This window comes from Pseudomonas sp. Ga0074129 (assembly GCA_001465025.1).
In the GTDB taxonomy this organism is placed as follows: Bacteria; Pseudomonadota; Gammaproteobacteria; order Pseudomonadales; family Pseudomonadaceae; genus Aquipseudomonas.
On the sequence record LNDO01000098.1, the window covers coordinates 19,124 to 43,041 of the forward strand.

21 protein-coding genes are annotated in these 23,918 nt (G+C 61.3%); 12 read left to right on the forward strand and 9 right to left on the reverse strand.

All coding sequences use genetic code 11. The features are described 5' to 3' along the window. Positions 1-77: 77 nt before the first annotated feature. The gene (locus AUK77_RS15230) at positions 78-2,618 is read left to right on the forward strand and encodes a LuxR C-terminal-related transcriptional regulator (protein ID WP_296131191.1); all 2,541 of its coding nucleotides are present in this window, start codon (positions 78-80) and stop codon (positions 2,616-2,618) included. A 55-nt stretch (positions 2,619-2,673) separates the two neighbouring features. On the opposite strand, the gene AUK77_RS15235 is transcribed toward AUK77_RS15230, so the two are convergent. Next, positions 2,674-3,477 (reverse strand): transglutaminase family protein, encoded by an 804-nt coding sequence (locus tag AUK77_RS15235; RefSeq protein WP_296131194.1) that lies wholly within the window; start codon positions 3,475-3,477, stop codon positions 2,674-2,676. Between the two features lie 114 nt (positions 3,478-3,591). Here AUK77_RS15235 and AUK77_RS15240 point away from each other — a divergent pair, with 114 nt between their 5' ends. Then, on the forward strand, positions 3,592-4,326 hold the full coding sequence (locus AUK77_RS15240; RefSeq protein ID WP_296131196.1) for a hypothetical protein: 735 nt from the start codon (positions 3,592-3,594) through the stop codon (positions 4,324-4,326). A 196-nt stretch (positions 4,327-4,522) separates the two neighbouring features. Here AUK77_RS15240 and AUK77_RS15245 read toward each other — a convergent pair whose 3' ends face one another. Further along, complete coding sequence (locus AUK77_RS15245) at positions 4,523-4,783, reverse strand: YebG family protein (RefSeq protein WP_136662946.1); 261 nt, start codon at positions 4,781-4,783, stop codon at positions 4,523-4,525. Positions 4,784-5,013: 230 nt separating this feature from the next. Between AUK77_RS15245 and AUK77_RS15250 the strand changes: the two genes are divergently transcribed. Next, positions 5,014-5,520 (forward strand): phosphate-starvation-inducible PsiE family protein, encoded by a 507-nt coding sequence (locus AUK77_RS15250; RefSeq protein ID WP_296131199.1) that lies wholly within the window; start codon positions 5,014-5,016, stop codon positions 5,518-5,520. A gap of 78 nt (positions 5,521-5,598) precedes the next feature. Here AUK77_RS15250 and AUK77_RS15255 read toward each other — a convergent pair whose 3' ends face one another. The 6 genes from AUK77_RS15255 to AUK77_RS15280 all read right to left on the reverse strand — a co-directional run bounded on the left by AUK77_RS15255 (position 5,599) and on the right by AUK77_RS15280 (position 12,795). Then, positions 5,599-8,235, reverse strand: a complete 2,637-nt coding sequence (locus AUK77_RS15255) for a DEAD/DEAH box helicase (RefSeq protein WP_296131202.1) — start codon at positions 8,233-8,235, stop codon at positions 5,599-5,601. Between the two features lie 123 nt (positions 8,236-8,358). Then, positions 8,359-9,237, reverse strand: a complete 879-nt coding sequence (locus tag AUK77_RS15260; protein ID WP_296131205.1) for a helix-turn-helix domain-containing protein — start codon at positions 9,235-9,237, stop codon at positions 8,359-8,361. Positions 9,238-9,327: 90 nt separating this feature from the next. Next, entirely contained in the window at positions 9,328-9,561 is a 234-nt protein-coding gene (locus AUK77_RS15265) for a thioredoxin family protein (RefSeq protein WP_296131207.1), read from the reverse strand. A gap of 15 nt (positions 9,562-9,576) precedes the next feature. Next, a complete protein-coding gene (locus AUK77_RS15270) occupies positions 9,577-10,581 on the reverse strand; it encodes a permease (RefSeq protein ID WP_296131210.1) in 1,005 nt (334 codons plus the stop codon). A 9-nt stretch (positions 10,582-10,590) separates the two neighbouring features. Beyond that, entirely contained in the window at positions 10,591-11,670 is a 1,080-nt protein-coding gene (arsB, locus tag AUK77_RS15275; RefSeq protein ID WP_296131213.1) for an ACR3 family arsenite efflux transporter, read from the reverse strand. A 51-nt stretch (positions 11,671-11,721) separates the two neighbouring features. Next, positions 11,722-12,795 carry an ArsO family NAD(P)H-dependent flavin-containing monooxygenase gene (locus AUK77_RS15280; protein WP_296131214.1) on the reverse strand — a complete coding sequence of 358 codons (1,074 nt, stop codon included), beginning with the start codon at positions 12,793-12,795 and terminating at the stop codon, positions 11,722-11,724. Positions 12,796-12,910: 115 nt separating this feature from the next. Here AUK77_RS15280 and AUK77_RS15285 point away from each other — a divergent pair, with 115 nt between their 5' ends. The 6 genes from AUK77_RS15285 to AUK77_RS15310 all read left to right on the forward strand — a co-directional run bounded on the left by AUK77_RS15285 (position 12,911) and on the right by AUK77_RS15310 (position 18,553). Beyond that, positions 12,911-13,684 (forward strand): metalloregulator ArsR/SmtB family transcription factor, encoded by a 774-nt coding sequence (locus AUK77_RS15285; protein ID WP_296131217.1) that lies wholly within the window; start codon positions 12,911-12,913, stop codon positions 13,682-13,684. A gap of 23 nt (positions 13,685-13,707) precedes the next feature. Then, entirely contained in the window at positions 13,708-14,418 is a 711-nt protein-coding gene (arsH, locus tag AUK77_RS15290; RefSeq protein ID WP_296131220.1) for an arsenical resistance protein ArsH, read from the forward strand. An 18-nt stretch (positions 14,419-14,436) separates the two neighbouring features. Beyond that, on the forward strand, positions 14,437-14,931 hold the full coding sequence (locus tag AUK77_RS15295) for a protein phosphatase (protein WP_296131223.1): 495 nt from the start codon (positions 14,437-14,439) through the stop codon (positions 14,929-14,931). Between the two features lie 62 nt (positions 14,932-14,993). After that, complete coding sequence (locus AUK77_RS15300) at positions 14,994-15,998, forward strand: ArsJ-associated glyceraldehyde-3-phosphate dehydrogenase (protein WP_296131225.1); 1,005 nt, start codon at positions 14,994-14,996, stop codon at positions 15,996-15,998. Between the two features lie 206 nt (positions 15,999-16,204). Further along, positions 16,205-17,431, forward strand: coding sequence for an organoarsenical effux MFS transporter ArsJ (gene arsJ, locus AUK77_RS15305; protein WP_296131226.1), 1,227 nt, complete (start codon positions 16,205-16,207; stop codon positions 17,429-17,431). Between the two features lie 222 nt (positions 17,432-17,653). After that, complete coding sequence (locus AUK77_RS15310) at positions 17,654-18,553, forward strand: DMT family transporter (RefSeq protein ID WP_296131230.1); 900 nt, start codon at positions 17,654-17,656, stop codon at positions 18,551-18,553. Between the two features lie 95 nt (positions 18,554-18,648). Here the strand turns inward: AUK77_RS15310 and AUK77_RS15315 are convergent, their stop codons facing one another. Beyond that, entirely contained in the window at positions 18,649-21,018 is a 2,370-nt protein-coding gene (locus AUK77_RS15315; RefSeq protein WP_296131234.1) for a DNA polymerase II, read from the reverse strand. 154 nt (positions 21,019-21,172) lie between these two features. On the opposite strand from AUK77_RS15315, the gene AUK77_RS15320 reads away from it, so the two are divergent. The 3 genes from AUK77_RS15320 to AUK77_RS15330 all read left to right on the forward strand — a co-directional run bounded on the left by AUK77_RS15320 (position 21,173) and on the right by AUK77_RS15330 (position 23,912). Beyond that, positions 21,173-23,170 carry a U32 family peptidase gene (locus tag AUK77_RS15320; protein ID WP_296131237.1) on the forward strand — a complete coding sequence of 666 codons (1,998 nt, stop codon included), beginning with the start codon at positions 21,173-21,175 and terminating at the stop codon, positions 23,168-23,170. A gap of 239 nt (positions 23,171-23,409) precedes the next feature. Beyond that, positions 23,410-23,661, forward strand: coding sequence for a type II toxin-antitoxin system prevent-host-death family antitoxin (locus tag AUK77_RS15325; RefSeq protein WP_296131239.1), 252 nt, complete (start codon positions 23,410-23,412; stop codon positions 23,659-23,661). After that, positions 23,658-23,912: a Txe/YoeB family addiction module toxin gene (locus AUK77_RS15330; protein ID WP_296131241.1), complete on the forward strand. Its 255-nt coding sequence runs from the start codon at positions 23,658-23,660 to the stop codon at positions 23,910-23,912. The genes AUK77_RS15325 and AUK77_RS15330 overlap by 4 nt, the downstream gene beginning before the upstream one ends. Positions 23,913-23,918: the final 6 nt, after the last annotated feature.

The window sequence follows — 23,918 nt, forward strand, 5'->3', positions numbered from 1 at the left end:
TATGAAACTGTGACGCACGTTAGCTGAGGTTTAGCCTGCGACTCTTCGGTTCTTGAAAAACAATAAAACGAGCCGCCATGAACGCATTAGCGCCTCACTCGCTGATCGTCGCCGCACCTGTGTGCAGCGGTGTGCAACGTCCGCCGCCTGGGCATATTGTGCGGCGCACAATGCAGCAACGTTTGCTGGTGCAACCCTGCCGGTTGCGTTTGCTCGTCGGTCCGGCCGGCTTTGGCAAAAGTGTGTTGCTGGCTGACTGCGCCCGCGAAGCGCACGCTGATGTAGCCGTGCTTTGGCTCAATTGCACGGCACGCCCATTCGATGCGTCGCAACTGGCCGAGCACCTGTGCCGGTTGCTTGATTACCCCGAATCACTCTCCCACGAACAACTGCTGACGCGCTTGGCACAGGAACCGCGTCGGCTGTGGATCATGCTCAACGATTACCCCGCGCTGCCAGATCAAGCGTTGGATCAGTGGCTTGATCGCCTGCTGGGTTGCACGCCCGATGGCATTGAATGGTGGTTGGCCAGTCGCCGACGGCCAGCGTGTAACCTCTCGCGCTTGTTACTTGAGGGCGAGTTGCAGGAGCTCAGTGCCAGTGAATTAGCCTTTAGTGAGGCCGAAGTAGCGCTCTGGTTGCAGCAACTCGACCCTGCACGCAGCGCTTGGGCGTCAGCATTATTTAGCCTGACCGCTGGCTGGCCCGCCGCTTTACGACTGCGCCTGCTGGCCGGGCAAAACGAGCCGATGACTGAGAGTGTTCCGCAGTGCGGCGAGCACGAGCAGTTACTCAGTGAGTATGTGCAGCGTGAGGTGCTGCAACCGCTTGCGCCCGAGCTGCGGCAGGTCTTGCTGCAACTGGCGCACCTGCCGCGCGTTAATCCGGATCTGTGCGAGCATTTGTTCGGCGCAGGTGAGGGCGCGCAGTGGCTGAGCGCACTGATCGAGCAAGGCGTCTTTCTCCACGAGCTGGAGAGTGCCCACGGTTGGTTCACGGTGTTTGCCCCACTGGCGCGTTTGCTGCGCCGGCACACGCCGGAAAAAGTCTGCAGCGCCCTGCATGTGCATGCCAGCCAGTGGTTCTCCACCCATGGTGATATTCCTACGGCGGTGGAGCACGCCTTGTTGGCCGGTCAACCTGAGGTGGCCAGCAGCTTTCTTGAGCGCTTCACCGAGGCGCATGTGCTGCAAGGGCAGGACTTAGCGCTGATTCTGCGTTGGCGCAGTGAATTACCCGAAAGCCTATTGTTCAGCACACCTCGTTTAATTGTGCTGAATGCCTGGGTGTTGTTGCTGGCTGGGCGGTTGGATGAAGCTCAGGTTTGCATCGATCAGTTGGCGCGTTTTCAACCGCGCCCCGATGCCTGGCGCACCCGTGAGCTGTTCGCCCAGTGGCAGGCCGTGCAGGGCATCATTGCCTTTGCCCGGCTCTGCGCCGTGGACAGTCGGGCGCATTTGCTGGAGGCGTTGCAAGGCTTGCCCGAGGATGCCTGGGCGCAGGGCTTATTGTGTCGTTCGGTGCTGACCCTGGTAGCGATTGGCGAAGGTCGGCTGGAGGAGGCGCACAAGCTCAGTTTTGATGCGCTGAAACAGGCGCGTTTGCATGGCAATGCCGTGTTTGAAGCCTTGTTGGAGTTGGACCATGCGCTGCTGTTGGAGGCCCGCGGCGAGTTTGCCCGTGGCGAGGCCCTGTTGCGCCGTGTACTGGAGGCCACCGCGCCAGGAGCCTTGCGCAATACCCCAGTATTGGCGCGGCTTGAAGCGCGCCTCGGTCGGCTTATTTTGCGTCAGGGGCGTGCCGATGAAGCGCACGGCTATTTGCAGCGCGGCCTGGAGCATGCGTTGGCCTGCGCCGATCTTTCGGCTTTTCATGCCTATCTGGGGTTGGCGGAGCTGGCCATGGGGCAGGGTGATCTGGCCACTGCATTTGCCCTGCTGGCGCAGGCCGAACGGCAAATGCAGCGGCAGCGCGTCAGTGAAAGCCTTTACCGTGGCGCATTACTGTTGGCCAGCAGCCACTTGTGGATGGCGCAAGGGCATTTGTCGCGCGCCCAGCTGGCTGCTACCCGTGTGCTTGGTTACGCACAACGCGTTAAAGCCATTCTGCCTACGCCACATTTCCCGGAATTGATCCCGCGCTTTCAAGCGTTGCTGCATCAACTGGCCGTCGCCCAAGGTGATGACCGTCGCCTAGCGCTGCGCCAACTGCTTGATCAAGCGTTGCTCCAGGGGCGGCAGGCGTTGGCCTGTGACCTGTGGCGCAGCTACGCGCAAGCCTGTAACGCCGCCGGAGATACGCCAGCGGCCGAGCAGGCCCGTCAGGCCGGACACGCCTTGCAGCAACGGCTGGGCTATCACTGGGCGTGCCTGCATGTCGGTGCGCCAGCCGATACGGTGAGCGAAGTGGCACCCGCTAGTAGCAGCAGTGCGCTCAGCAGCCGTGAGGTGGCCGTACTCAGCCTGATTGCTCAGGGCCTGTCCAACCAGGAAGTCGCCGAGCGGCTGTTTATCTCCCTGCATACGGTCAAAACCCACGCCCGCCGCATCAACGGCAAGCTCGGTGTGGCGCGGCGTACTCAGGCGGTGGCCAAGGCCAAGGAATTGGGTTTTTTCTAGCCCACGTCGCTTCCATCACGCGAGGGTTGATCGCCTAAGCGACCGCGCAGGTTTCTCAATGCAGCGCCGGGTTGCTGTTGAGCAAGCGCAGGCGCCGACTCAGCTGCAGGCATTGCGCCGGGTCTTCGCACAAAAGCAAGGCACGCTGCAGGTCGAAGCGCTCAGCCTGTGGGCAATCCAGTTGTTGGTAAATCTCGGCGCGGGCCAAATGGTCGTGCAGGCTCGGGTCACCCAGTTGCAACACCCGCTCTGCATCGCGCAGCGCAGCCAGAGGGTCGTCCGCCTGCAGGTGCAATTGGCGCAGGTTGCGTGACAGGCGCTGCAACATGCTGCGTGCATCGCAGGCTTGCAGGTGACTGGCGCTCAGTTCGCTGTTTGGGCCGAACTGACGCTGCAACAACTCACGGCATTCACGGGTGTACAGACGGCGACCGCTGCACGGGTCCAGCAGGTGATCGGCGCCCGGCACGCGCAGCAGAAAATGGCCGGGAAAGCTCACCCCCTGCAACGGAATGCCCAGGCGGCGCGCCAGCTCCAACGCCAGTAGCGCCAGTGACAACGGCTGGCCACGGCGTCTGCGCAGCACCCAGTCGAGCAGCGCCGCTTGCGGGCGCAGTGGATAGTCATCGTCTTCGTGAAAGTCCAGTTCGCTCAAGCGCCGCAGCAGTGGCTGAGCCAACTCTTGTGCGGGCAACTGGGGTAGCCCCTGATGCACCTGCTGTTGCAGGTGATCGAGCACCCGCAGCATGTCAGCGGGTTGCAGGTGCGGTTGATGTTCAGCGGCTATCCACAGCGCCGCCTCGAACAAGGCCGGCGGTTGTTGTTGCAGGCAGGCAAGGCAGGCAGCGCGTGGGTCCATAGCAATCTCCCGGTGTCTCAGGCTTTGTAGCCAAGCGCCTAACCTTCGTCCAGTACATTCTTGTATCCGGGCTGTGCGAGCGTGTGCCGCGTTTTTTTAACAAGGAAATCCCGGATGATCGCCCCCCTGCGCTGCTTGACCCTCACACTGCTGATGCTGATCAGTTCACTGCTCAGTGCTGCGCAAAACCCGCAAGACAGGCTCCTGGCTCAAGAGCTTTCCACCTACCGCCTGCTCACTCTTTTTCACCTCTTGCGTTTGGAGCAGGGTGCGCCTGAAGTGCTGTCGCGGTTGCAGGCAGAAGTGCAGCGTTTTGAAGGGCTGCTCGTCGTCGAGGGCAGTGCGCCGCTCGCAGCTGACGTGTTGCAACAGGCCAAAGCGTTTCAGGACGTGCTGCTGCACAATTCACAGTTGCGCTACGACGAAATTGACTTCTACGCCCTCGATGCCCTGTCGCAGAGCGCCCACAGCCTGCTGCAATTGAACCGGCAGGCGCTGGATAAACTGGCCGCTCAGCCCGCTTCAGCAGACCTGCGCCAAGCCATCTTGATGCAACAGATTGCCGCGGAATATGTGCGTGAGGCGGCCAGTTTTGACTCCGGATCGGCTGTTTATGACAGCGCCAAAGATCGCTACGAGCCGGTGGATGTAATGGCCAAAAGTTTTAGCCAGCGTTTGCAGCAACTGCACAAGGCAACCTCGGGCAGCAGCGAACAGCGCAGCAAATTGGCACAGGTGCAGGTGATCTGGAATTACATCGAGCCGCCGCTACTCGATTATCGAGAGCGCTCACTGCCGTTTGTGATCGACCGCTACAGCGAGCAGATCGTTGCTTTGCTGGTCAATTGATCCGCTGTGCAGCTATCAGTCGCGGCTAAAGCCCCTCCCACAAAGCCAACCCCACAAAACCTTTGTAGGCACCTGACTTGTGGGGGGGGCGCTTTAGCGGCGACATAAACTGAGGCTCAATCACCACCGGTGCGTGGCGTGGCCAAAAACACAAAACCCCAGTCATTGACTGGGGTTTTGTTGACTGCCGCAGACCTTATTCGGCAGCGGGTTCGCTCAGTTCACTCAAGGCGTCCGGCTGGTTCTTGAAGGCCTTGGCGAATACATCGCGGTTTTTCGCCATATAAATGCCCAGTTCTTCACCTTGGGCTTCATTCAGCGAAGGCACGGCTTTTTGCAGCACTTCGGTGAGTAACTCGGCCAGTTCGAGCATTTTGTCGTGACGGTCGGCTTCGGCTTTATCCATGAACAAACGCTCCAAATCCCGGCTGCTGCGGTACACCACTTCGACGGCCATTCATCACCTCTACGCCTTCACGCTGATGGGTTGCTAGAAACTGTTTATATGTACAGTGTTGGCGAGCATAAAGAACTCGCCAACATTATGCCAGCGGCAATTTCCTCTTGGATTGTCGTGTAGGCTGGCGCGCCTTTTGCGGGCGTTAACAGCCAGTGCCGTTTATACGGTCACACGCATGGGCAATCATGCGCCGCGCGAGCGTTATTTTTAAAGACTGAGGAGCTGTTATGAGTCATTCAAACTGGGCCGAGCAGATGCGCGAACGCATGCATGGCTTGGCTGAGTCATTGGGCAATCTGTTGATGGAGGCTTTCCATTACCTGGCGTTGTTCGCCATTGGTGCCGTGACGGCCTGGGCGGCGGTGGTGGCGTTTTTGGGGATGCTGGAGAAAGGCCAGATCGGCATTGATGACATCCTGCTGCTGTTCATCTACCTGGAACTGGCGGCGATGGTGGGGATTTATTTCAAAACCAACCACATGCCGATCCGCTTCATGATCTATGTGGCGATTACCGCGCTGACTCGCCTGATGATTTCCGACATTTCGCACAACCATAAGCCGGACTGGGGCGTGGTGATGGTGTCTGGGGCGATTCTGCTGCTGGCCTTTGCGATTTTGGTGGTGCGCTATGCGTCTTCGCGCTATCCGGCGGTGCAGGTCGACAGCCCTCGGCGCAAGCGCAATACCGCTGATGATGCGGCAGAGAAAGATGATATGCAGAGCGACGACTGAGCCCGCGCGCGCAGGCTTGAGTGGCGGTGCGCGCCGGCCAGCGGTTACTCGGCTGGCGCAACACACCGCTGAGCCAACTCAGTCACTTAACGGTGCAAACAGTGCCTGCAGGTCGTCTTCGCTGAGTTGCAACTGGCTTTGGCTGCCGCCTTGCAGCACGCCGCGCGCTAGGTTGGCCTTAGCCTGCTGCAGGTGCTGGATTTTCTCCTCGACGCTGCCACGGGCGATCAGTTTGTAGACGAACACCGGCTTGTCCTGACCAATGCGGTAGGCACGGTCGCTGGCCTGCGCTTCGGCGGCCGGGTTCCACCAGGGGTCGAAGTGAATCACCGTATCGGCGGCGGTCAGGTTCAGGCCTGAGCCACCCGCCTTGAGGCTGATCAGGAAGATCGGCAGCGTTCCGGCCTGGAACTGCTGCACCGGGGTGCGTCGGTCCTGGGTGCTGCCGGTGAGCTTGGCGTAGGGGATATTGCGCGCCTTCAATTCGGTTTCAATCAGAGCCAGCATCGAGGTGAACTGCGAGAACAGCAGCACGCGTCGGCCTTCGGCGAATAATTCTTCGAGCATCTCCAACAGGCCGCTGAGCTTGCCGGAATCCGCGCTGGTCAGCTGACTGTCGCTTTCATCGCCGAGCAGGCGCAGGTCGCAGCAGGCCTGACGCAGGCGCAGCAGCGCTTCAAGAATCACAATCTGGCTGCGTGCAAGGCCTTGGCGGGCAATTTCCGCACGTACCTTTTGATCCATGGCCAGGCGTAGGGTTTCGTAGCGGTCGCGCTGCGCTGGGCTGAGTTCGACCCAATGGGTGATTTCGGTTTTTGGCGGCAGTTCGCTGGCCACTTGCTCTTTGGTGCGGCGCAACACGAAGGGTTTGATACGCCCGTTGAGGTGCGCCAGGCGCTGTTCGTTGGCGTTCTTTTCAATCGGCGTGCGGTAGTCGCGGGTAAAGCTTTTGCTGTCGCCCAGCCAACCGGGCATGAGGAAGTTGAACAGCGACCACAACTCGCCCAAGTGGTTTTCCAGCGGCGTGCCGGTTAGGCACAGGCGTTGTCCGGCCTGCAGTTGCCCAGCGGCGATGGCGGCCTTGCTACGCGGGTTTTTGATGTTTTGTGCTTCGTCGAGGATCAGCAGGCGATAGTTATAGGCACTTAACGCTTTGAGATCGCGCGGCAGCAGGGCGTAGGTGGTGAGGATGATCTGGTGCTCGTCGATCTGCTTGAACAGTGCGCGGCGTTTTGGCCCATGCAAGGCCAGCACTTTGAGCTGCGGGGTGAAACGCGCGGCTTCATCCTGCCAGTTGGGGATCAGGCTGGTGGGCATGACGATCAGCGCTGGCTGTTGCAGCCGCCCTGCGTTGTGTTCGCAAAGGATATGCCCGAGCGTCTGCAGGGTTTTACCCAAACCCATGTCATCCGCCAGCAAGCCGCCAATGTTCAGCTCGGCCAGCCCCTGCATCCAGGCCAGCCCTTGCAGTTGATAGGCGCGCAACTCGGCCTGCAAACCTTCCGGGGCTTGCAGGGGCGTGTTGTCCAGTTGTTGCAGGCGCTGGGCAAATTCGCGTAACTGGCTGCCGCCCTGCCAATTGAGTGCCGGGCCTTGTTGCAGGTGATTGAGGTGCGCCGCATCCAGGCGTGACAAGCGCAGGCGCGGGCTGCTGTCGCTCGGGTCGCGCACAAACAGTTCGCCCAGGGTCGCCAGCAACGGTTTAAGTCGCGCCAGCGGCAGGGCGGCGCGTTTGTGGTTGTGCGGCAGGTTGACCAGCACCACCTCGTCGTCATCACGCTTGTTCACGGCTTCGCCGTTGAGCAGCCAGGGCTTTTGGCGGATGGCCTGCAGCAAAATCGGCAACAGGCTGATGCGCTGACCTTCGACCTCAATGCCCAGTTCTAGATCAAACCAGTTTTGTTCCGGGTCTTCTTCGACCTCGGCGTACCAGTCATCGATGGTGGCCAGGTTGAACTGAAAATCTGGCTGCATGCGAATCTGCCAGCCTTCTTCGCGCAGCTGTGGCACGTGCTCGCGGACAAACTCCAGCCAGGCCGCTTCGCTGGGGTACTCGTAGGCTTCCCCGGCGCTTTCCGGCAGTTCTTCGCTCTGGCGCAGGGCCACTTGCAGGCCGGTTTTCTCCAAGCGTTTGCGCAATTGCTGTTCGGCAGCCGGGTTGCGCACGATGCGCAGGGTGAGGGCAGGGCTTTGCTTGATCAGCAGGTCTTTACCCTGCTTGCCCATCGCCAGGTGGCCTTGGTAATCGAAGGCCAGGGCGGCGCGGTGCTGGGTTTGCTCGTGCATGCGGCCCTTGCGCGCATCGAAATGCACGCGCATCAGGCTGCCAAGGCTAAGCACCGGGCTGGGGTGCAACGTGTCCAGGCGCTCTTCGCGCACTTGTGGGCTGCTGACGATCAGCGGCGAGAGGTCAACACCTTGCTCCTGCTGGGTTTGCAGGGTGAGCAGGGCGCTGGCGACGTGTTTACAGTTAAAACCCACCGGGCAACTGCAGTTGCCGGTTACGCCCCAGCCTTGGCCATAGGGGTGCAGGGTGATGCGCTGCTGATAGGTTTGGCTGCCGGAGCCCCGGCAACTGGCCAGCAGGGTGTTGTCTTTGAGGCTGAGCAGGCGGCTGCGGCCTTGCTGGGCATAACCTTGGCCGCGCTGCAAATCGCCCACGCCAAATTCCGCCCGCCAGTCTTCCAGGCGCAGACGGTGGATATCCAGGGCCATTAATGGCACCTGCGGTGTGGGCAGCGATGCAGTGACATGGGCAGCTTTCTCAAAGGCAGCCGGTGATTCTTGCACAGCCGGAGATGGATTAGCAGGGCGTTGTCTGTCTTTGCCCGCGCGCCTTTAGCGGCTCTGCACGCTGGCGCGGTAGTGCCCTGGCGTGCCACCGAAGGCCTGGCGAAAGCGATTGCTGAAGTGGCTGGCGCTGGCAAAGCCGCAGCTTAGGGCTATTTCGCTCAGGGCCAGCGTGCTGTGGCGCAGCAGGTGCTGGGCGTGACGCAGGCGCTGCGCCAACACATAACGGTGCGGCGGCAGGCCAAAGCTGAGCTGGAACATGCGCGCAAAGTGATACTCGGAGAGTGCGCACAACCCCGCCAACTGCCCCAGGGTGAGCGGCTGCGCCAAGTTGGCCTGAATAAAGTCACGTAGCTGCTGACGCCTGTTGGGCGCGAGGCCGCCGTTCAGGCGTAGGCCCTCGCGGCGACCGACCTGCGATAGCAGCGCGTGGCTGATCAGGTCGTGAGCCAGGCTGCTGCTGAACAGGCGTTCGGCGGGCTCCTGCCAATCCAGTTGGCTCAGTTGACGAAAGCGCTGCGCTTGCTGCGCATCGTCGATAAAGGTGCCTTCGCGCAACTCCAGTTCCCGCGGTTCGCGATCCAGCAGGTGAACGGCCGCCAGAGCGAATTGCTCCTGACTGATATACAAATGAGCCAGCTGGATTTCACCGTTAATCACCCACGCCGACTGATGCCCGGCCGGCAGAATGCATAGCTTGTCCGGCGCGCCTTTGTGGTGCGGGTTTTCCCGGCGAAAGGTGCCGGTGCCGCCAGCCAAGTAGCAGGACAGCGTGTGATGGCTCGGCGCTGCGTAGTCGCGCGCATCATGGTGGTTGCTCCACACGGCCGCCGCCAGCCCATCGCCCAGCTCGGCACCGCTTTGCAGGCGCGCGTTGGGTGAGCTGTGCAGGCTTTGAAATACGTGTAGGTGCTTGAGTGGCGACATAGATCCTCCACCCGCGATGCTACGCCGAGCGACGTGCGTTGCCAGCCCCAGGCCGAAAAAATGCGCAAGATTGTGCAAGGGCAGAGCGGCTCAGGCGCCAAGCAGTTTTTCCACTTCGCTGACGGTCAGCACCTTGCCCACCGAGACCACCTTGTCGTCGATCGCCAGGGCGGGGGTCGACATCACGCCGTGGGCGGCGATTTCGGCGAAGTCAGTCACCTTGATGACTTGAGCTTCACGCCCCAGATTGGCCAGTGCCGCCTGGGTGTTTTCGCTCAGGGTGATGCACTTCTTGCAACCGGAACCGAGGACTTTGATGATCATGCTGTGCTCCATTCGTTAGATAAACAGATAGGCGAACGCGTTAAACAGATAGCCGATCAGCACAATGCCAATCGTCACAATGCCGAAGAACAAGGCCAGCAGCGGTGCCTTGACCACCTTTTTGAGCATGATCAACGAGGGCAGCGACAGCGCGGTAACGGCCATCATAAAGGCCAGCGCCGTACCCAGGCCGATGCCTTTGGCCACCAGTGCTTCGGCAATCGGTAAGGTGCCAAAGATGTCGGCATACATCGGCACGCCGACCAGGGTTGCCAATGGTACCGACCACCAGTTGTCCTGCCCCAGCAGCGCTTCGATCCAGTCGGCTGGAATCCAGTTGTGGATGGCCGCGCCAATACCCACGCCAATCAGCACATACAGCCAGACCCGGCGGAAAATATCGCTGACCTGCGCCCAGGCGAATTGCGCCCGGTCACGCCGCGTGAGTTCGGCTTGGGGAATGTCGAGCACCGGGTTGTGCATGACAAAGGCTTCGACATAGCGCTCCATTTTTGCCCGGCCGATGAGCGTGCCGCCGAGCACCGCCAACACCAGGCCGATCAGCACATAGGCGATGGCAATCGACCAATTGAAGATGCTCGCCAGCAGGATCACCGAGGCCAGGTCCACCAGTGGCGAGGAAATCAAAAAGGCGAAGGTCACCCCCAGCGGCAGGCCGGAGCTGGTAAAGCCGATAAACAGCGGTATCGACGAGCAGGAGCAAAACGGCGTGATGGTGCCCAGCAGCGCACCGGTGAGCTTGGCCTTGAAACCGCTCATGCCTCCAAGAATGCGCCGGGTGCGCTCAGGCGGAAAATAGCTCTGCACCCAGGAAATGCTGAAGATCAGCACCGCCAGCAGGATGAATATCTTGATCACGTCATAGATAAAGAAGTGCAGGCTGGCCGCGCTGCGGCTGGTCATGTCCAGCCCCAAACCGTCCTCCAGTAGCACGCGCACCAGCCAGGCCAGCCAATCCATGCGCAACAGTTGGTCATTGAGCCATGTGAACAGTTCCATAGGGCTTCCTTAGCCTTGCGCCGGGGCGCGCTCATACCAGCCTTTGCTTTTATTGATCATGCTCACCAGCCAAAGCATCACCGGCACCTCGATCAATACACCGACCACCGTGGCCAGCGCCGCGCCGGAGTTGAAGCCGTACAGCACGATGGCCACGGCCACCGCCAGTTCGAAGAAGTTCGACGCACCAATCATGGCCGCCGGCCCGGCGATGTCGTGGCGCACCTTGAGTTGCCGGCACATCCAGTAACCCAACGCGGCGATAAACAGGGTTTGCAGCAGAATCGGCACCGCCAGCATGGCGATGATCAACGGCTGGGCGACGATGGTCTGGCCTTGAAAAGAGAACAGCAAAACCAGGGTGGCGAGTAGGGCGAGGATGGAGAACGGGCCGATGTGCGCCAGCACCGCTTGCAACGCTGCATCACCCTGGCGCAGCAGGCGCGCGCGGATAAATTGGGCAATCGCCAAGGGGATGACGATGTACATCACCACCGACAGCAGCAGGGTATCCCACGGCACCGGAATCGACGATACGCCGAGCAGCAGGGCGACGATGGGCGCGAAGGCGAACACCATCACCAGGTCGTTGATCGCCACCTGAGTCAGGGTGAAGTTGGCGTTGCCCTTACACAGGTTGCTCCACACGAACACCATCGCCGTGCAGGGCGCGGCACCGAGCAGAATCAGCCCGGCCACGTAGCTGTCGATCTGCTCGGCTGGCAGCCAGCCTGCGAACACATGACGCAAGAACAGCCAGGCCAAAAAGGCCATGGTGAAGGGTTTGATCAACCAGTTGATGGTGAGCGTGACGCCCAAGCCGGCGCGCTGCTGGTAGACCTCAGCAATGGCGCTGAAGTCGATCTTCATCAGCATGGGGATGATCATCACCCAGATCAGCAGGCCTACCGGGAGATTCACCTGTGCGACTTCCAGTGCGCCTACGGCCTGTGCTGCTTTCGGCGCATACAGACCCAGTAGGGTGCCGCCGATGATGCAGAGAAAGACCCAGAGCGTCAGGTAACGCTCGAAGAACCGAAGAGGGGTACCTGCGGCTTGCTTGCCGATCACTTCACATTGGCTGGACATGGCGATTTCCTTGCGGCTGAGCGGCGAGTCTAGCGGCGCTCGGTGGGTCTGCTATTGATCTGTATCGCCCTGCAGGGCTTCGGCTATCTCGTTGACTGTACTGCGCGCCGTGCGGGTAACACCGATCAGGGTGGCCGAGGCCGCGCCGGTCCACTCGCCATAGCCGACCAGCCATAATCCAGGCTGTTTGCTGGCGCGGGTGCCATCGACGGCGATCTTGCCATCGGCTTCCAACACCTCCAGGCCTTGCAGATGATCCAGCGCCGGGCGAAAGCCGGTCCACCAGATCACCGCATCGACTGCTTCACGGCGGCCATCGGCCCATTCCACGCCGTCTGCGGTGAAGCGCTGGAACGGCCGCTCGGCCACCAGCACGCCACGTTCGCGGGCTTCCCGTACCGGCTCGACCATGACGATATCGCCCAAACCGCCGACGGGTTGATCAATCACCCGGCCTTCCTGCTGGGCCTTCCAGCGTTCGGTGGCGCGCTCGAACAGCACCCGGCCATCGACCTCTTCAGGCAGAAAGGCCGGCGGCTCTGGAGTAATCCATAAGGTATCGGCGACTTTTGATACCTCAGCAAGAATCTGCGCGCCAGAGTTGCCGCCGCCCACCACCAGCACGCGTTTGCCGGCAAAGGCCTGTGGGTTGCGGTAATGCGCCGAGTGCAGTTGCTGGCCAGCAAACGCTGCGCTGCCGGGGTAAGTCGGGATAAACGGCTTGCTCCAGGTGCCGGTGGCACTGACCAGGGCGCGGCAACGCCATTGCTGGCTACCGGCCTGCACCACAAACAGTTCGCCGTCGCGGGTCACCGAATCGACATGCACCGGCCGCGCAATCGGCAGCTGATAGCGCGCTTCGTACTGCGCGAGGTAGTCGATAACGGCATCGCGGTGCGGGTAGCCAGGCTCAGGGTTGGGCATCTGCCAGCCGGCAATCGAACTCCAGGTGGCGGGGGAGAACAGCCGCAGCGAGTCCCAGCCATGCTGCCAAGCGCCGCCGGGCTGCGGCTGATCATCCAGCAGCAGAAACGACAGTTGCGTACGACGCAGAAAGTAGGCAGTGGCCAACGCCGCCTGGCCGCCGCCGATAATCAGAACATCCACTGAGGCTTGCGGGGGCATGCTGTCGCTCCTGGGTTGCTCGTGTGAGGTGAGTGCCGGGTGGTGAAGATATGCGGTTTACAACATATATGGTTTTAAATATATTCGCCAAACCGAATTTGCAGGCACTGTTGTGATGACATTGAAAACCCGCGTGTTGTTCCTCTGCGTGGCCAACGCCGCCCGTTCGCAAATGGCCGAGGCGCTGCTGCGTCATACCGATCCCGATGGCTACGAGGTGTGCAGTGCCGGCACCCAGCCCAGTGCGGTCGACCCGCGTGCGCGCTTGGCGTTGGAGCAGTTGGGCGTCAGCACGGACGGCCTGCACAGCAAAGCGCTGGAGCAGTTCGACGGCCAGCAGTTCGACTACGTGATCACCCTCTGCGACAAGTCCGCCTTCGAGTGCAGCACCTTGCCCGGTGCCGGTGAATACATCGCCTGGGATTTCGAGGACCCGGCCAGCAGCTCGCAGAAGGATGCCTATAAGCACTGCCTGCAGCAGATCCACGAGCGCATCAAGATGTTCGTGTTGGTCAAAAGCAAAGCCAGCACGCCGGTGCAGATGTTGGCCCCGGTCACCCTGTTCAAATGCCTGGCCGACGACACCCGCGCGCGCATGACCCAGCTCATCGTGCAAGAGGGTGAACTGTGCGTGTGCGAGCTGACCGCCGCCCTGCAGGAAAGCCAGCCGAAAATCTCCCGCCACTTGGCACAACTGCGCAGCAGCGGCTTGTTGCAGGACCGCCGCGCCGGGCAATGGGTGTACTACCGCCTGCATCCGCACCTGCCAGCCTGGGTTCGGCAGACCCTGGCGCAAGTGCTCACTGCAAATGATCCGCAACTGGCCGAAGACCGCCTGCGCCTGCACAGCATGCGCGACCGCCCGGACCGCGCCGCCCTGTGCGGTTGAGCCGCCTTTTTCAGAGAACGACCATGACCTCCGAACTGCCGAATATCGCCCCCGAACTGCTGGACATTCCGACCCCGGACAAGCTGGCTCAACCGGCTGCCGCGCATAAACCGCGCATCCTGTTGCTGTATGGCTCCAACCGGGCGCGTTCTTACAGCCGCCTGCTGACCGAGGAAGCTGCACGCTTACTTGAACAGTTCGGTGCCGACACGCGCATCTTCAACCCCAGCGGTCTGCCGCTGCCGGACGATGCGCCCGAGGATCACCCCAAAGTGCAGGAGCTGCGCGACTTGGTGCTGTGGAGCGAGGGCATGGTCTGGTGCTCGCCGGAGCGCCATGGCGCGATGACCGGGGTGTTCAAATCGCAGATCGACTGGATTCCCCTGAGCATGGGGGCGGTGCGTCCGACCCAAGGCAAAACCCTGGCGCTGATGCAGGTGTCGGGCGGCTCGCAATCCTTCAATGCGCTGAACCAGATGCGCGTGCTGGGCCGCTGGATGCGCATGTTCACCATCCCCAACCAGTCTTCGGTGGCTAAGGCCTTTCTCGAATTTGACGAGGCCGGGCGGATGAAGCCATCGGCCTATTACGACCGTGTGGTGGATGTGATGGAGGAGCTGGTCAAGTTCACCCTGCTGCTGCGCGGCCAGGCGGATTATTTGGTGGATCGCTACTCCGAGCGCAAGGAATCGGCTGAGCAGTTGTCCAAGCGGGTCAACCAGGCCTCTATTTAATAATCAGGATCACTCACCATGTCCCATCCGTTCGACACACTCAGCCTGCCCAATCGCCCCGGTCGATTGATCTTCACGCCGTGCCCGGGCACCAAGGACAGCAGCCTCGACAGCGCCTTAAGCACCCTGAAGCAGGCGGGCGCTGACGCCGTACTGACCCTCATGCCATACGACGAACTGGCGCAGAACACCGTTAGCGAGTTGCCCGCGCTGTGCGCCGCGCAAGGTTTGCTCTGGCTGCATTTGCCCGTGGCTGACGAGCAGGTGCCGCAGGCAGATTTCGACGCAGACTGGCCGGTGGTTATGGCGCAGGCGGCTGATTTGCTGGCGGCAGACAAAGCCATCGCCATCCACTGCAAAGGCGGCTCCGGGCGCACCGGATTGATTGCCGCACGCATGCTGATTGAGCAGGGCATCGCCCGCAGCGAGGCCGTCAGCCTGGTGCAGGCGCTGCGGCCGAAAGCCATCCAGCATCCGGCCCATGCGAGCTGGATCGCCCAGTTCGGCAACTGACTTGAGCATGCTTAATGTTTGCGCCGCGCAATATTTAACCGACTCTACGAGGGAATCTGACCATGGCTATTAAGGTGGGTATCAACGGTTTTGGCCGTATCGGTCGTCTGGCGCTGCGTGCAGCCTGGGGCTGGCCGGAATTCGAATTTGTGCAGATCAACGACCCGGCCGGTGACGCCGCGACCCATGCCCATTTGCTGAATTTCGACTCGGTGCATGGCCGCTGGCAGCACGAGGCCGGTAGTGACGGCGACGCGGTGGTGATTGACGGCAAGCGCATTCAGGTCACGGCTAACAAAGCCATCAGCGAGACCGACTGGAGCGGCTGCGATCTGGTGATCGAGGCCAGCGGCAAGATGAAAACCGTCGCCGTGCTGCAAGGCTATCTGGATCAAGGCGTGAAGCGCATGGTGGTCTGCGCGCCGGTGAAAGAGACGGGCGCGCTGAATATCGTCATGGGCGTCAACCAGCAACTGTTCGACCCTGCGCAACACCGCATTGTCACCGCAGCCTCCTGCACCACCAACTGCCTGGCTCCGGTGGTTAAGGTGATCCACGAAAACCTCGGTATTCGCCACGGTTCGATCACCACCATCCACGACCTGACCAACACCCAGAGCATCCTCGATCAACCGCACAAGGATCTGCGCCGTGCGCGGGCGTCGGGCATGAGCCTGATCCCCACCAGCACCGGCTCGGCGACGGCGATTGCCGAAATCTTTCCCGAGCTGCGCGGCAAGTTGAACGGCCACGCCGTGCGCGTACCGCTGGCCAACGCCTCGCTGACCGACTGCGTGTTTGAGGTGGAGCGCGCCACCACGGTGGAAGAGGTCAACGCGCTGCTCAAGGCCGCCGCTGCTGGTCCGCTGGCCGGCATCCTCGGTTATGAGGAACGGCCGCTGGTGTCCATCGACTACCGCACCGACCCGCGCTCTTCGATTATTGATGCGCTGTCGACCCTGGTGATCAACGGCACCCAGGTGAAGCTTTACGCCTGGTACGACAACGAATGGGGCTACGCCAACCGTGCGGTGGAACTGGCGCGGATGGTTGGTGCCGCCGATTGACCCGTAGGGTGGTTTAGCCGCGCAGCGGCGTAACCCGCCGACGATGACGAACAGACCTCGCGATGGCCGGCCTCGCGGCCGGTTGGTGAGTTACGCCTTCGGCTAACCCACCCTACGTCCACGCCGCAGATCCGTAGGATGGGGCGGGCCGCGTAGGTTGAGCTCGGCGATACCCATCAAGCTTCGCCGCATAACAGGAACTCCCCATGCACGCCTTATCACGCCTAGCCCCCGACGTGCGCCAATACCTATTGGTAACCGGTAACTACTGGGCCTTTACCCTCACCGACGGCGCGCTGCGCATGTTGGTGGTGCTGCATTTCCACAGCCTCGGTTACACGCCGCTGCAGATTGCGGCGCTGTTTTTGTTCTACGAGATTTTCGGTGTGGTCACCAATCTGGTCGGCGGCTACCTGGGCGCGCGTTTGGGCTTGAATCGCACCATGAATATCGGCCTGGGCCTGCAGGTAGCGGCCTTGCTGATGCTCACCGTGCCAGCCGCCTGGCTGACCATTCCCTGGGTGATGGGCGCGCAGGCGTTGTCTGGTATCGCCAAAGACCTGAACAAGATGAGCGCGAAAAGCTCGATTAAGTTGCTGGTGCCGGATAGCCAGCAAGGCACGCTGTACAAATGGGTGGCGATCCTGACCGGCTCGAAGAATGCGCTCAAGGGTGTGGGCTTCTTTATGGGCGGTGCGCTGCTGGCGCTGCTCGGTTTCACTGGCGCGGTATTGGCTATGGCCGCTGTGCTGGCGTTGATCTGGCTGGCCAGTGTGGTGCTGCTGAAAAAAGACTTGGGTAAGGCCAAGGCCAAGCCGAAGTTTCGCGAACTGCTGTCCAAAAGCCGGGCGATCAACCTGCTTTCGGCGGCGCGGCTGTTTCTGTTCGGTGCGCGCGATGTGTGGTTTGTCGTGGCGCTGCCGGTATACCTGTCCAGCGTATTGGGCTGGGATTTCTGGATGGTCGGCGGCTTTCTGGCGACCTGGGTGATTGGCTACGGCATGGTGCAGGCGTTTGCCCCATCCATTACCGGCAAGGCCAGCGGCCAGTTGCCGGATGGCCGCGCGGCGTTTGCCTGGGCCGCCGTGCTGGCTGCTGTGCCGGCACTGATTGCCCTGGGTATGGGCAGTGCTTGGCCCGTGCAATGGGTGCTGATCGGCGGCTTGCTGGTGTTTGGCGCCGTGTTTGCGGTGAACTCCTCGCTGCACAGCTACCTGATTGTCAGCTACGCCAAAGCCGACGGCGTGTCGCTGGATGTCGGCTTCTATTACATGTCCAACGCCGCCGGCCGGCTGCTCGGCACGCTGCTCTCGGGCTGGGTGTATCAGGCCTATGGCCTTGAGGCCTGTCTGTGGATTTCTTCGGCGTTTGTGCTGCTGGCGGCGCTGATTTCCATCGGTTTGCCACGCCATCCAAGGGATGCCGACCGGTAGGTTGGGCTGAGGCGCGCAGCGCAGAAGCCCTAGGGTGCGTGCCAATCTCTGTCGGGCTTCGCTGCGCTCAACGCCAACCTACCCCGGCCATAGCACTCAGTGAGTATCGATATTTTCCACGTCGCGTGGCGGCTTTATGAGGGCAACAATAAGCGCAAGTTTGTGCAAGAACAGCCGGGTCGATCAGGCGCAGACTCCTGAGCATTCAAAGGGAGTCTATTGATGAACCCGTCGCTCTATCTGCTCACTGTCCTGATCTGGGGCACTACCTGGATCGCCCTCAAGCTGCAATTAGGCGAGGTGGCAATTGCCGCGTCCATCGCCTATCGCTTTGCCCTGGCCTCGCTGGTGCTGTTCGCCATCCTGCTGCTCAGCGGTCGCCTGCAAAAACTCGATAAGCGCGGCCAACTGATCTGTCTGGTGCAGGGGCTGTGCCTGTTCTGTCTGAACTTTATGTGCTTCTACACCGCCAGCCAGTGGATCCCCAGCGGTCTGGTGGCGGTGATTTTCTCCACCGCCACGCTGTGGAATGCGATCAACGCGCGGCTGTTCTTCAAACAACAGATAGCCGCCAATGTGCTGGCCGGTGGTGCGCTGGGCCTCGGCGGGTTGGCGTTGTTGTTCTGGCCGGAACTGGCCGGGCACGAGGCCAGCCATGAAACCCTGCTCGGCATCGGCCTGGCACTGCTCGGTACGCTGTTTTTCTCTGCCGGCAATATGCTCTCCAGCCTGCAGCAAAAGGCAGGTCTCAAACCACTGACCACCAATGCCTGGGGCATGCTGTATGGCGCGTTGATGCTGGTGGCGATCTGTCTGGTCAGCGGCACGCCGTTCGGCTTCGAATGGAACAGCCGCTACATCGGCAGCCTGCTGTATCTGGCGATTCCCGGTTCGGTGATCGGCTTTACTGCTTACCTGACCCTTGTCGGGCGCATGGGCCCAGAGCGCGCGGCCTACTGCACCGTGCTGTTCCCGGTGGTGGCGCTGAATATCTCGGTGTTTGTTGAAGGCTACCAATGGACGGCCCCGGCGCTGTTCGGCTTGCTGCTGGTAATGCTGGGTAACGTGCTGGTGTTTCGTAAGCCCAAAGCTGCGCCACTGTTGGCGACACGCCAGGCGTAGGGTGCGTTCGCGAGGCTGGAGATTGATGTGGGAGGGGCTTTAGCCGCGACTTAGGCGATAAAGCTGTCGCGGCTAAAGCCCCTCCCACAAAGCGTTCAAAACAACCCCAACTGCCCGCCGATGAGCGTGGCGAAATCATCCTCGACAAACGGCAGGATGGCATCTGCCACCGGTTGCAGTTGGCGGGTCAGGTAGTGGTCGTAGTCGATGGCGGCGCTGCGTGCTTCCAGCGGTTGTGGGCCAGCGGTGGTGATCACGTAGCTGATCCAGCCGCCGCGCTGGTATTGCAGCGGTCGGCCGTGCAGGGCGTTGTACTCGTCGGCCAGACGCGCGGCGCGCACATGGGGCGGTACGTTGCGTTCGTAATCGGTGAGCAGGCGGCGCAGGCGTTTGCGGTAGATCAGTTGTTCATCCAGTTCACCGCTTAGGGTGCGCTCGACGTAGTCACGCACATAATCCTGATAGGGTTGGCCGAGAAAGATGCGCTCATACAGCTCGCGCTGAAACTGCTGGGCCAGCGGTGACCAGTCGCTGCGCACGGTTTCCAGGCCTTTGTAGACCATCTTGTGGCCACCGTCAGGCTGGGTGATCAGGCCGGCGTAGCGCTTCTTGCTGCCTTCCTCGGTGCCGCGAATGGTCGGCATGAGAAAGCGCCGGTAATGGGTTTCAAACTGCAGTTCCAAGGCGCTTTCCAGGCCGTACTCATCATGCAAGTGATCGCGCCACCAGGCGTTGACCTTGGCCACCAGTGCGCGGCCGATCTGTGCGGCGTCCTCTTCAGCATGCGGGCGCTTGAGCCAGACAAAAGTGGAGTCGGTGTCGCCATAGATCACCGCATAACCCTCGGCCTCGATCAGCGCGCGGGTGCGGGCCATGATCTCGTGGCCGCGCAGGGTGATGGAGGAGGCCAGGCGTGTGTCGAAGAAGCGGCAACCGCTGGAGCCGAGCACGCCGTAGAAGGCGTTCATGATGATCTTCAGCGCCTGCGACAGCGGCGCGTTGTGTTCGCGTTTGGCCGCCTCACGGCCCCGCCATACGCGCTCGACAATCGCTGGCAGGCAATGCTGGCTGCGCGAGAAGCGCGCGCCACGAAAACCCGGCACCGAATGCGCGTTATCCGGCTGGCGCAGGCCTTCGATCAGCCCCACCGGGTCGATCAGAAAGCTGCGGATAATCGACGGGTACAGGCTCTTGTAATCGAGTACCAACACCGACTCATACAGCCCCGGCTGCGACTCCATGACAAAACCGCCGGGGCTGGCTTGCGGCGGGTTATCGCCCAGGTTGGGTGCGACAAAACCACGGCGGTGCATCAGCGGCATATACAGGTGCTCGAAAGCCGCCACCGAGCCGCCGCTGCGATCAGCCGGCAGGCCGGTGACGGTGGCGCGCTCCAGCAGGAAGTCGAGGATCGCGGTCTTGCCGAAGATGCGTGTGACCAGCTCGCAGTCGCGCAGGTTGTAGCGCGCCAAAGCCAGTTTGTCCTCGCGGAACATGCGGTCGATTTCGTCCATGCGCTGGTAGGGCGTGGAGATGTCCTTGCCCTCGCCGAGTAGGGTTTGCGCGACGTTTTCCAGGCTGAACGAAGGGAAACTCCAGGTCGCCGAACGCAGTGCCTCGATGCCGTCGATGATCAAGCGACCGGCGGCGTCGGCAAAGAAGTGACCGTTGCCACTGCCATGCTCGCGCCACTGCATCTCGCTGCCATCGCGGCCCAAACGCAGGGGGATGGCCAGGTTGCGTGCGTGTTCGTGCAGCACACGCAAGTCGAACTGCACCAGGTTCCAGCCGATGATCGCGTCCGGGTCATGTGCGGCCATCCACTGGTTCAGGCATTCGAGCAGCTCGCCACGGCTGGCGCAGTAGTGCAGCTGAAAATCCACCTGCGGCGGTTGCTCGGGCGTGCGGCCGAGCATGTACACGTTGCGCTGGCCGCAGCCTTCGATGGCAATCGAATACAGCTCACCAAAGGCATTGGTTTCGATGTCCAGCGAGGCCAGTTTGAGGGTGGGGCGGTAATCCTCACAGGGTTTGATCTGCGCCTCCAGCAGCAGGGCCGGATTGGTCGCATCGGGCGTGCCGGTGAACTGCACGGGGGCGGTGATAAAGCGCTCCATCAGGTAGCGCTCGGGCGGTCGCACATCGGCTTCGTACACGTCTACGCCGGCGCGGCGCAGTTGTTTGTCGAGGTCCATCAAGGTGCGGTGCTGTTGGCAATACAGGCCGAGCACCGGGCGCTGGTGAAAGTCTTTGAGGCTCAGCGGGCGCAGCTCGACGCCGCGCTCGTTTTTCAGCACTGCTTCGGCCTGCTCGCTTTGCGCAGCCGGGATAAAGGCCACCGAGGTTTGCAGCGGCAAACGCAGCAGGCGCGGGCCGTCGTCGGTGGCGAGCCAGAACTCCACCTGCGTGCCAGCCGGCGTATCACGCCAGTGGCGAGTCAGCAGAAAGCCCTGTTGTAACTTCACCCTGTTGCTCTCAAAGCCATTTTTGATCGGGCAATTCTACGCGGGCTTTTGTCTGTATGCCTATACAGTGTTGCGGCGAGTGCTCAGCGGACACAGACAAATCAACTATTCCGAGTAAAATGCTCGGCCTGATTGACTGCCCGATAGCGAAACCATGTCCCTGCCCAAGCACCACCTCGAACTGCTGAGCCCCGCGCGCGATACCGCCATTGCCAAAGAGGCCATCCTGCATGGCGCGGATGCCGTGTACATCGGCGGCCCCGGTTTTGGTGCGCGGCACAACGCCAGCAACAGCGTGGCGGATATTGCCGAGCTGGTGCAGTTTGCCCACCTGTTCCATGCGCGGGTGTTCGTCACCCTCAACACCATCCTGCATGAGGATGAGCTGGAGCCGGCGCGGCAGATGATCTGGCAGCTCTACGAGGCAGGCATCGATGCGCTGATCGTGCAGGACATGGGTGTGATGGAGATGGACCTGCCGCCCATCGAGATCCACGCCAGCACCCAGTGCGACATCCGCACCCTGGAAAAAGCCCGCTTCCTCGACAACGCCGGCTTCTCGCAGCTGGTGCTTGCCCGCGAGCTCAATCTGGAAGAAATCGGAAACATCTGCCGCAATGTCGATTCGGCGGTGGAGTTCTTCATCCACGGCGCGCTCTGTGTGGCGTTCTCCGGGCAGTGCAACATCTCCCACGCGCAGACCGGCCGTAGCGCCAACCGTGGTGACTGCTCGCAAGCCTGCCGCCTGCCCTACACCCTGAAAGACGATCAGGGCCGCGTAGTGGCCTTTGATAAGCACCTGCTGTCGATGAAGGACAACAACCAGACCGACAACCTGATTTATCTGGTCGATGCCGGCGTGCGCTCGTTCAAGATCGAAGGGCGCTACAAAGACATGAGCTACGTGAAGAACATCACCGCGCACTACCGCCGCGAGCTGGATGCGATTCTCGAACAACGCCCGCACCTTGCCCGCGCCGCCAGTGGCCGCACCGAGCATTTCTTCACCCCGGACACCGACAAAACCTTCCACCGTGGCAGCACTGATTACTTCGTCACCGACCGCAAGGTGGACATCGGCGCGTTCGATTCGCCGACCTTTACCGGCTTGGCAGTGGGCTATATCGAGAAGGTGAACAAGCGCGACCTGATTGCCGTCACCGACACGCCGCTGTCCAACGGCGATGGCCTCAACGTGCTGATCAAGCGTGAAGTGGTGGGTTTTCGCAGCAACATCTGCGAACTCAAAGGCGAGTTTGAAGAAGACGGCGAGAAGCGCTACCGCTACCGCGTCGAGCCCAATGAAATGCCCGAGGCCATGCACCGTGCGCGCCCGCAACATCCGCTCAACCGCAACCTCGACCACAACTGGCAGCAGGCTCTGCTCAAAACCTCATCCGAGCGGCGCATTGCGGTCAGCTGGCAGCTGGCGGTTCAGGGTGATCAGTTGAATGTGAGCGCCACCAGTGAGGAAGGCATCAGCGCCTGCGTGAGTCTGAATGGGCCGTTCGCCGCCGCCAAGGATGCTGAGCAAGCCCGCGAGCAACTGGCCGATGGCTTGAGCAAACTGGGCACAACCATCTACTACAGCACTGGCGCGCAGATTGACTGTGAGGCCGTGCCGTTTGTGCCCGGCTCGCAACTCAAAGCCCTGCGCCGCGAAGTCATCGAGGCGCTGACCCAAGCCCGCGTCGCCGCTCACCCGCGTGGCGGGCGCAAGCCGGTCAGCGTGCCTCCGCCGGTGTACCCGGAGTCGCACCTGACCTTCCTCGCCAACGTCTACAACGACAAGGCCCGCACCTTTTACAAACGTTACGGCGTACAGCTGATCGACGCGGCCTACGAGGCCCACGAAGAGGCGGGCGACGTGCCGGTGATGATCACCAAGCACTGCCTGCGCTTCTCTTTCAACCTGTGCCCGAAACAGGCCAAAGGCGTAACCGGTGTGCGCACCAAAGTCTCGGACATGCAGCTGATCCATCAGGACGAAGTGCTGACCCTGAAGTTCGACTGCAAGCCGTGCGAGATGCACATCATCGGCAAGATGAAGGGCCATATCCTGCATCAGCCACAGCCGGGCAGTGCCGCGAGCAAGGGCGGAGCGGTGGGCTATATCACCCCGGATGATTTGCTCAAGACCATTAAACGCTAGGGTTGATGCCAACCTGTAGGAGCCAGCTTGCTGTGGTTCGGCACTCCGACGATGCTCTTCAGATAGCCCGGCTGTAATCCGGTGCTATTGCTGGTGGACACGCTTTGCGTTGTCCACCCTACAAATATTCCCCATGGATATCCGGACTGCGCCCCCGCTGATCGGCGGCCAAGAAAACCCCTAGACAAGCTTAGGTCTGCATATGTACGGTATTGCGTACATGTATAGAGGGTATCCCAATGGACGCCATTAGCTACACCAACGTGCGCGCCAACCTGGCTCAGACCATGGACCGCGTATGCGAAGACCACGAGCCGCTGATCATCACCCGCAACCGGCAGCAGTCGGTGGTAATGATCTCGCTTGAGGATTACAAAGCCCTAGAGGAAACCGCCTACCTGCTGCGCGCACCCAAGAATGCCAAGCGCCTGCTTGATGCAGTCGCCAGTCTGGAAAGCGGCCAAGGTCAGGAGCGGAGTCTGGCTGAATGAGGCTGATCTTCGCCGAGCAGGCTTGGGAGGACTACCTCCACTGGCAGGACAGCGACAAGAGGATCCTCAAACGCATCAACGCACTGATCAAGGAAGCGGCCCGCACTCCCTTTGCCGGCACCGGCAAACCGGAGGCGCTCAAGCACGCCCTGGCCGGTTATTGGTCACGCCGAATCAATGACGAACATCGGATGGTTTATCGGGTGGAGGGCGATGCGCTGTTGATTGCGCAGCTGCGTTATCACTACTGAGTCGCG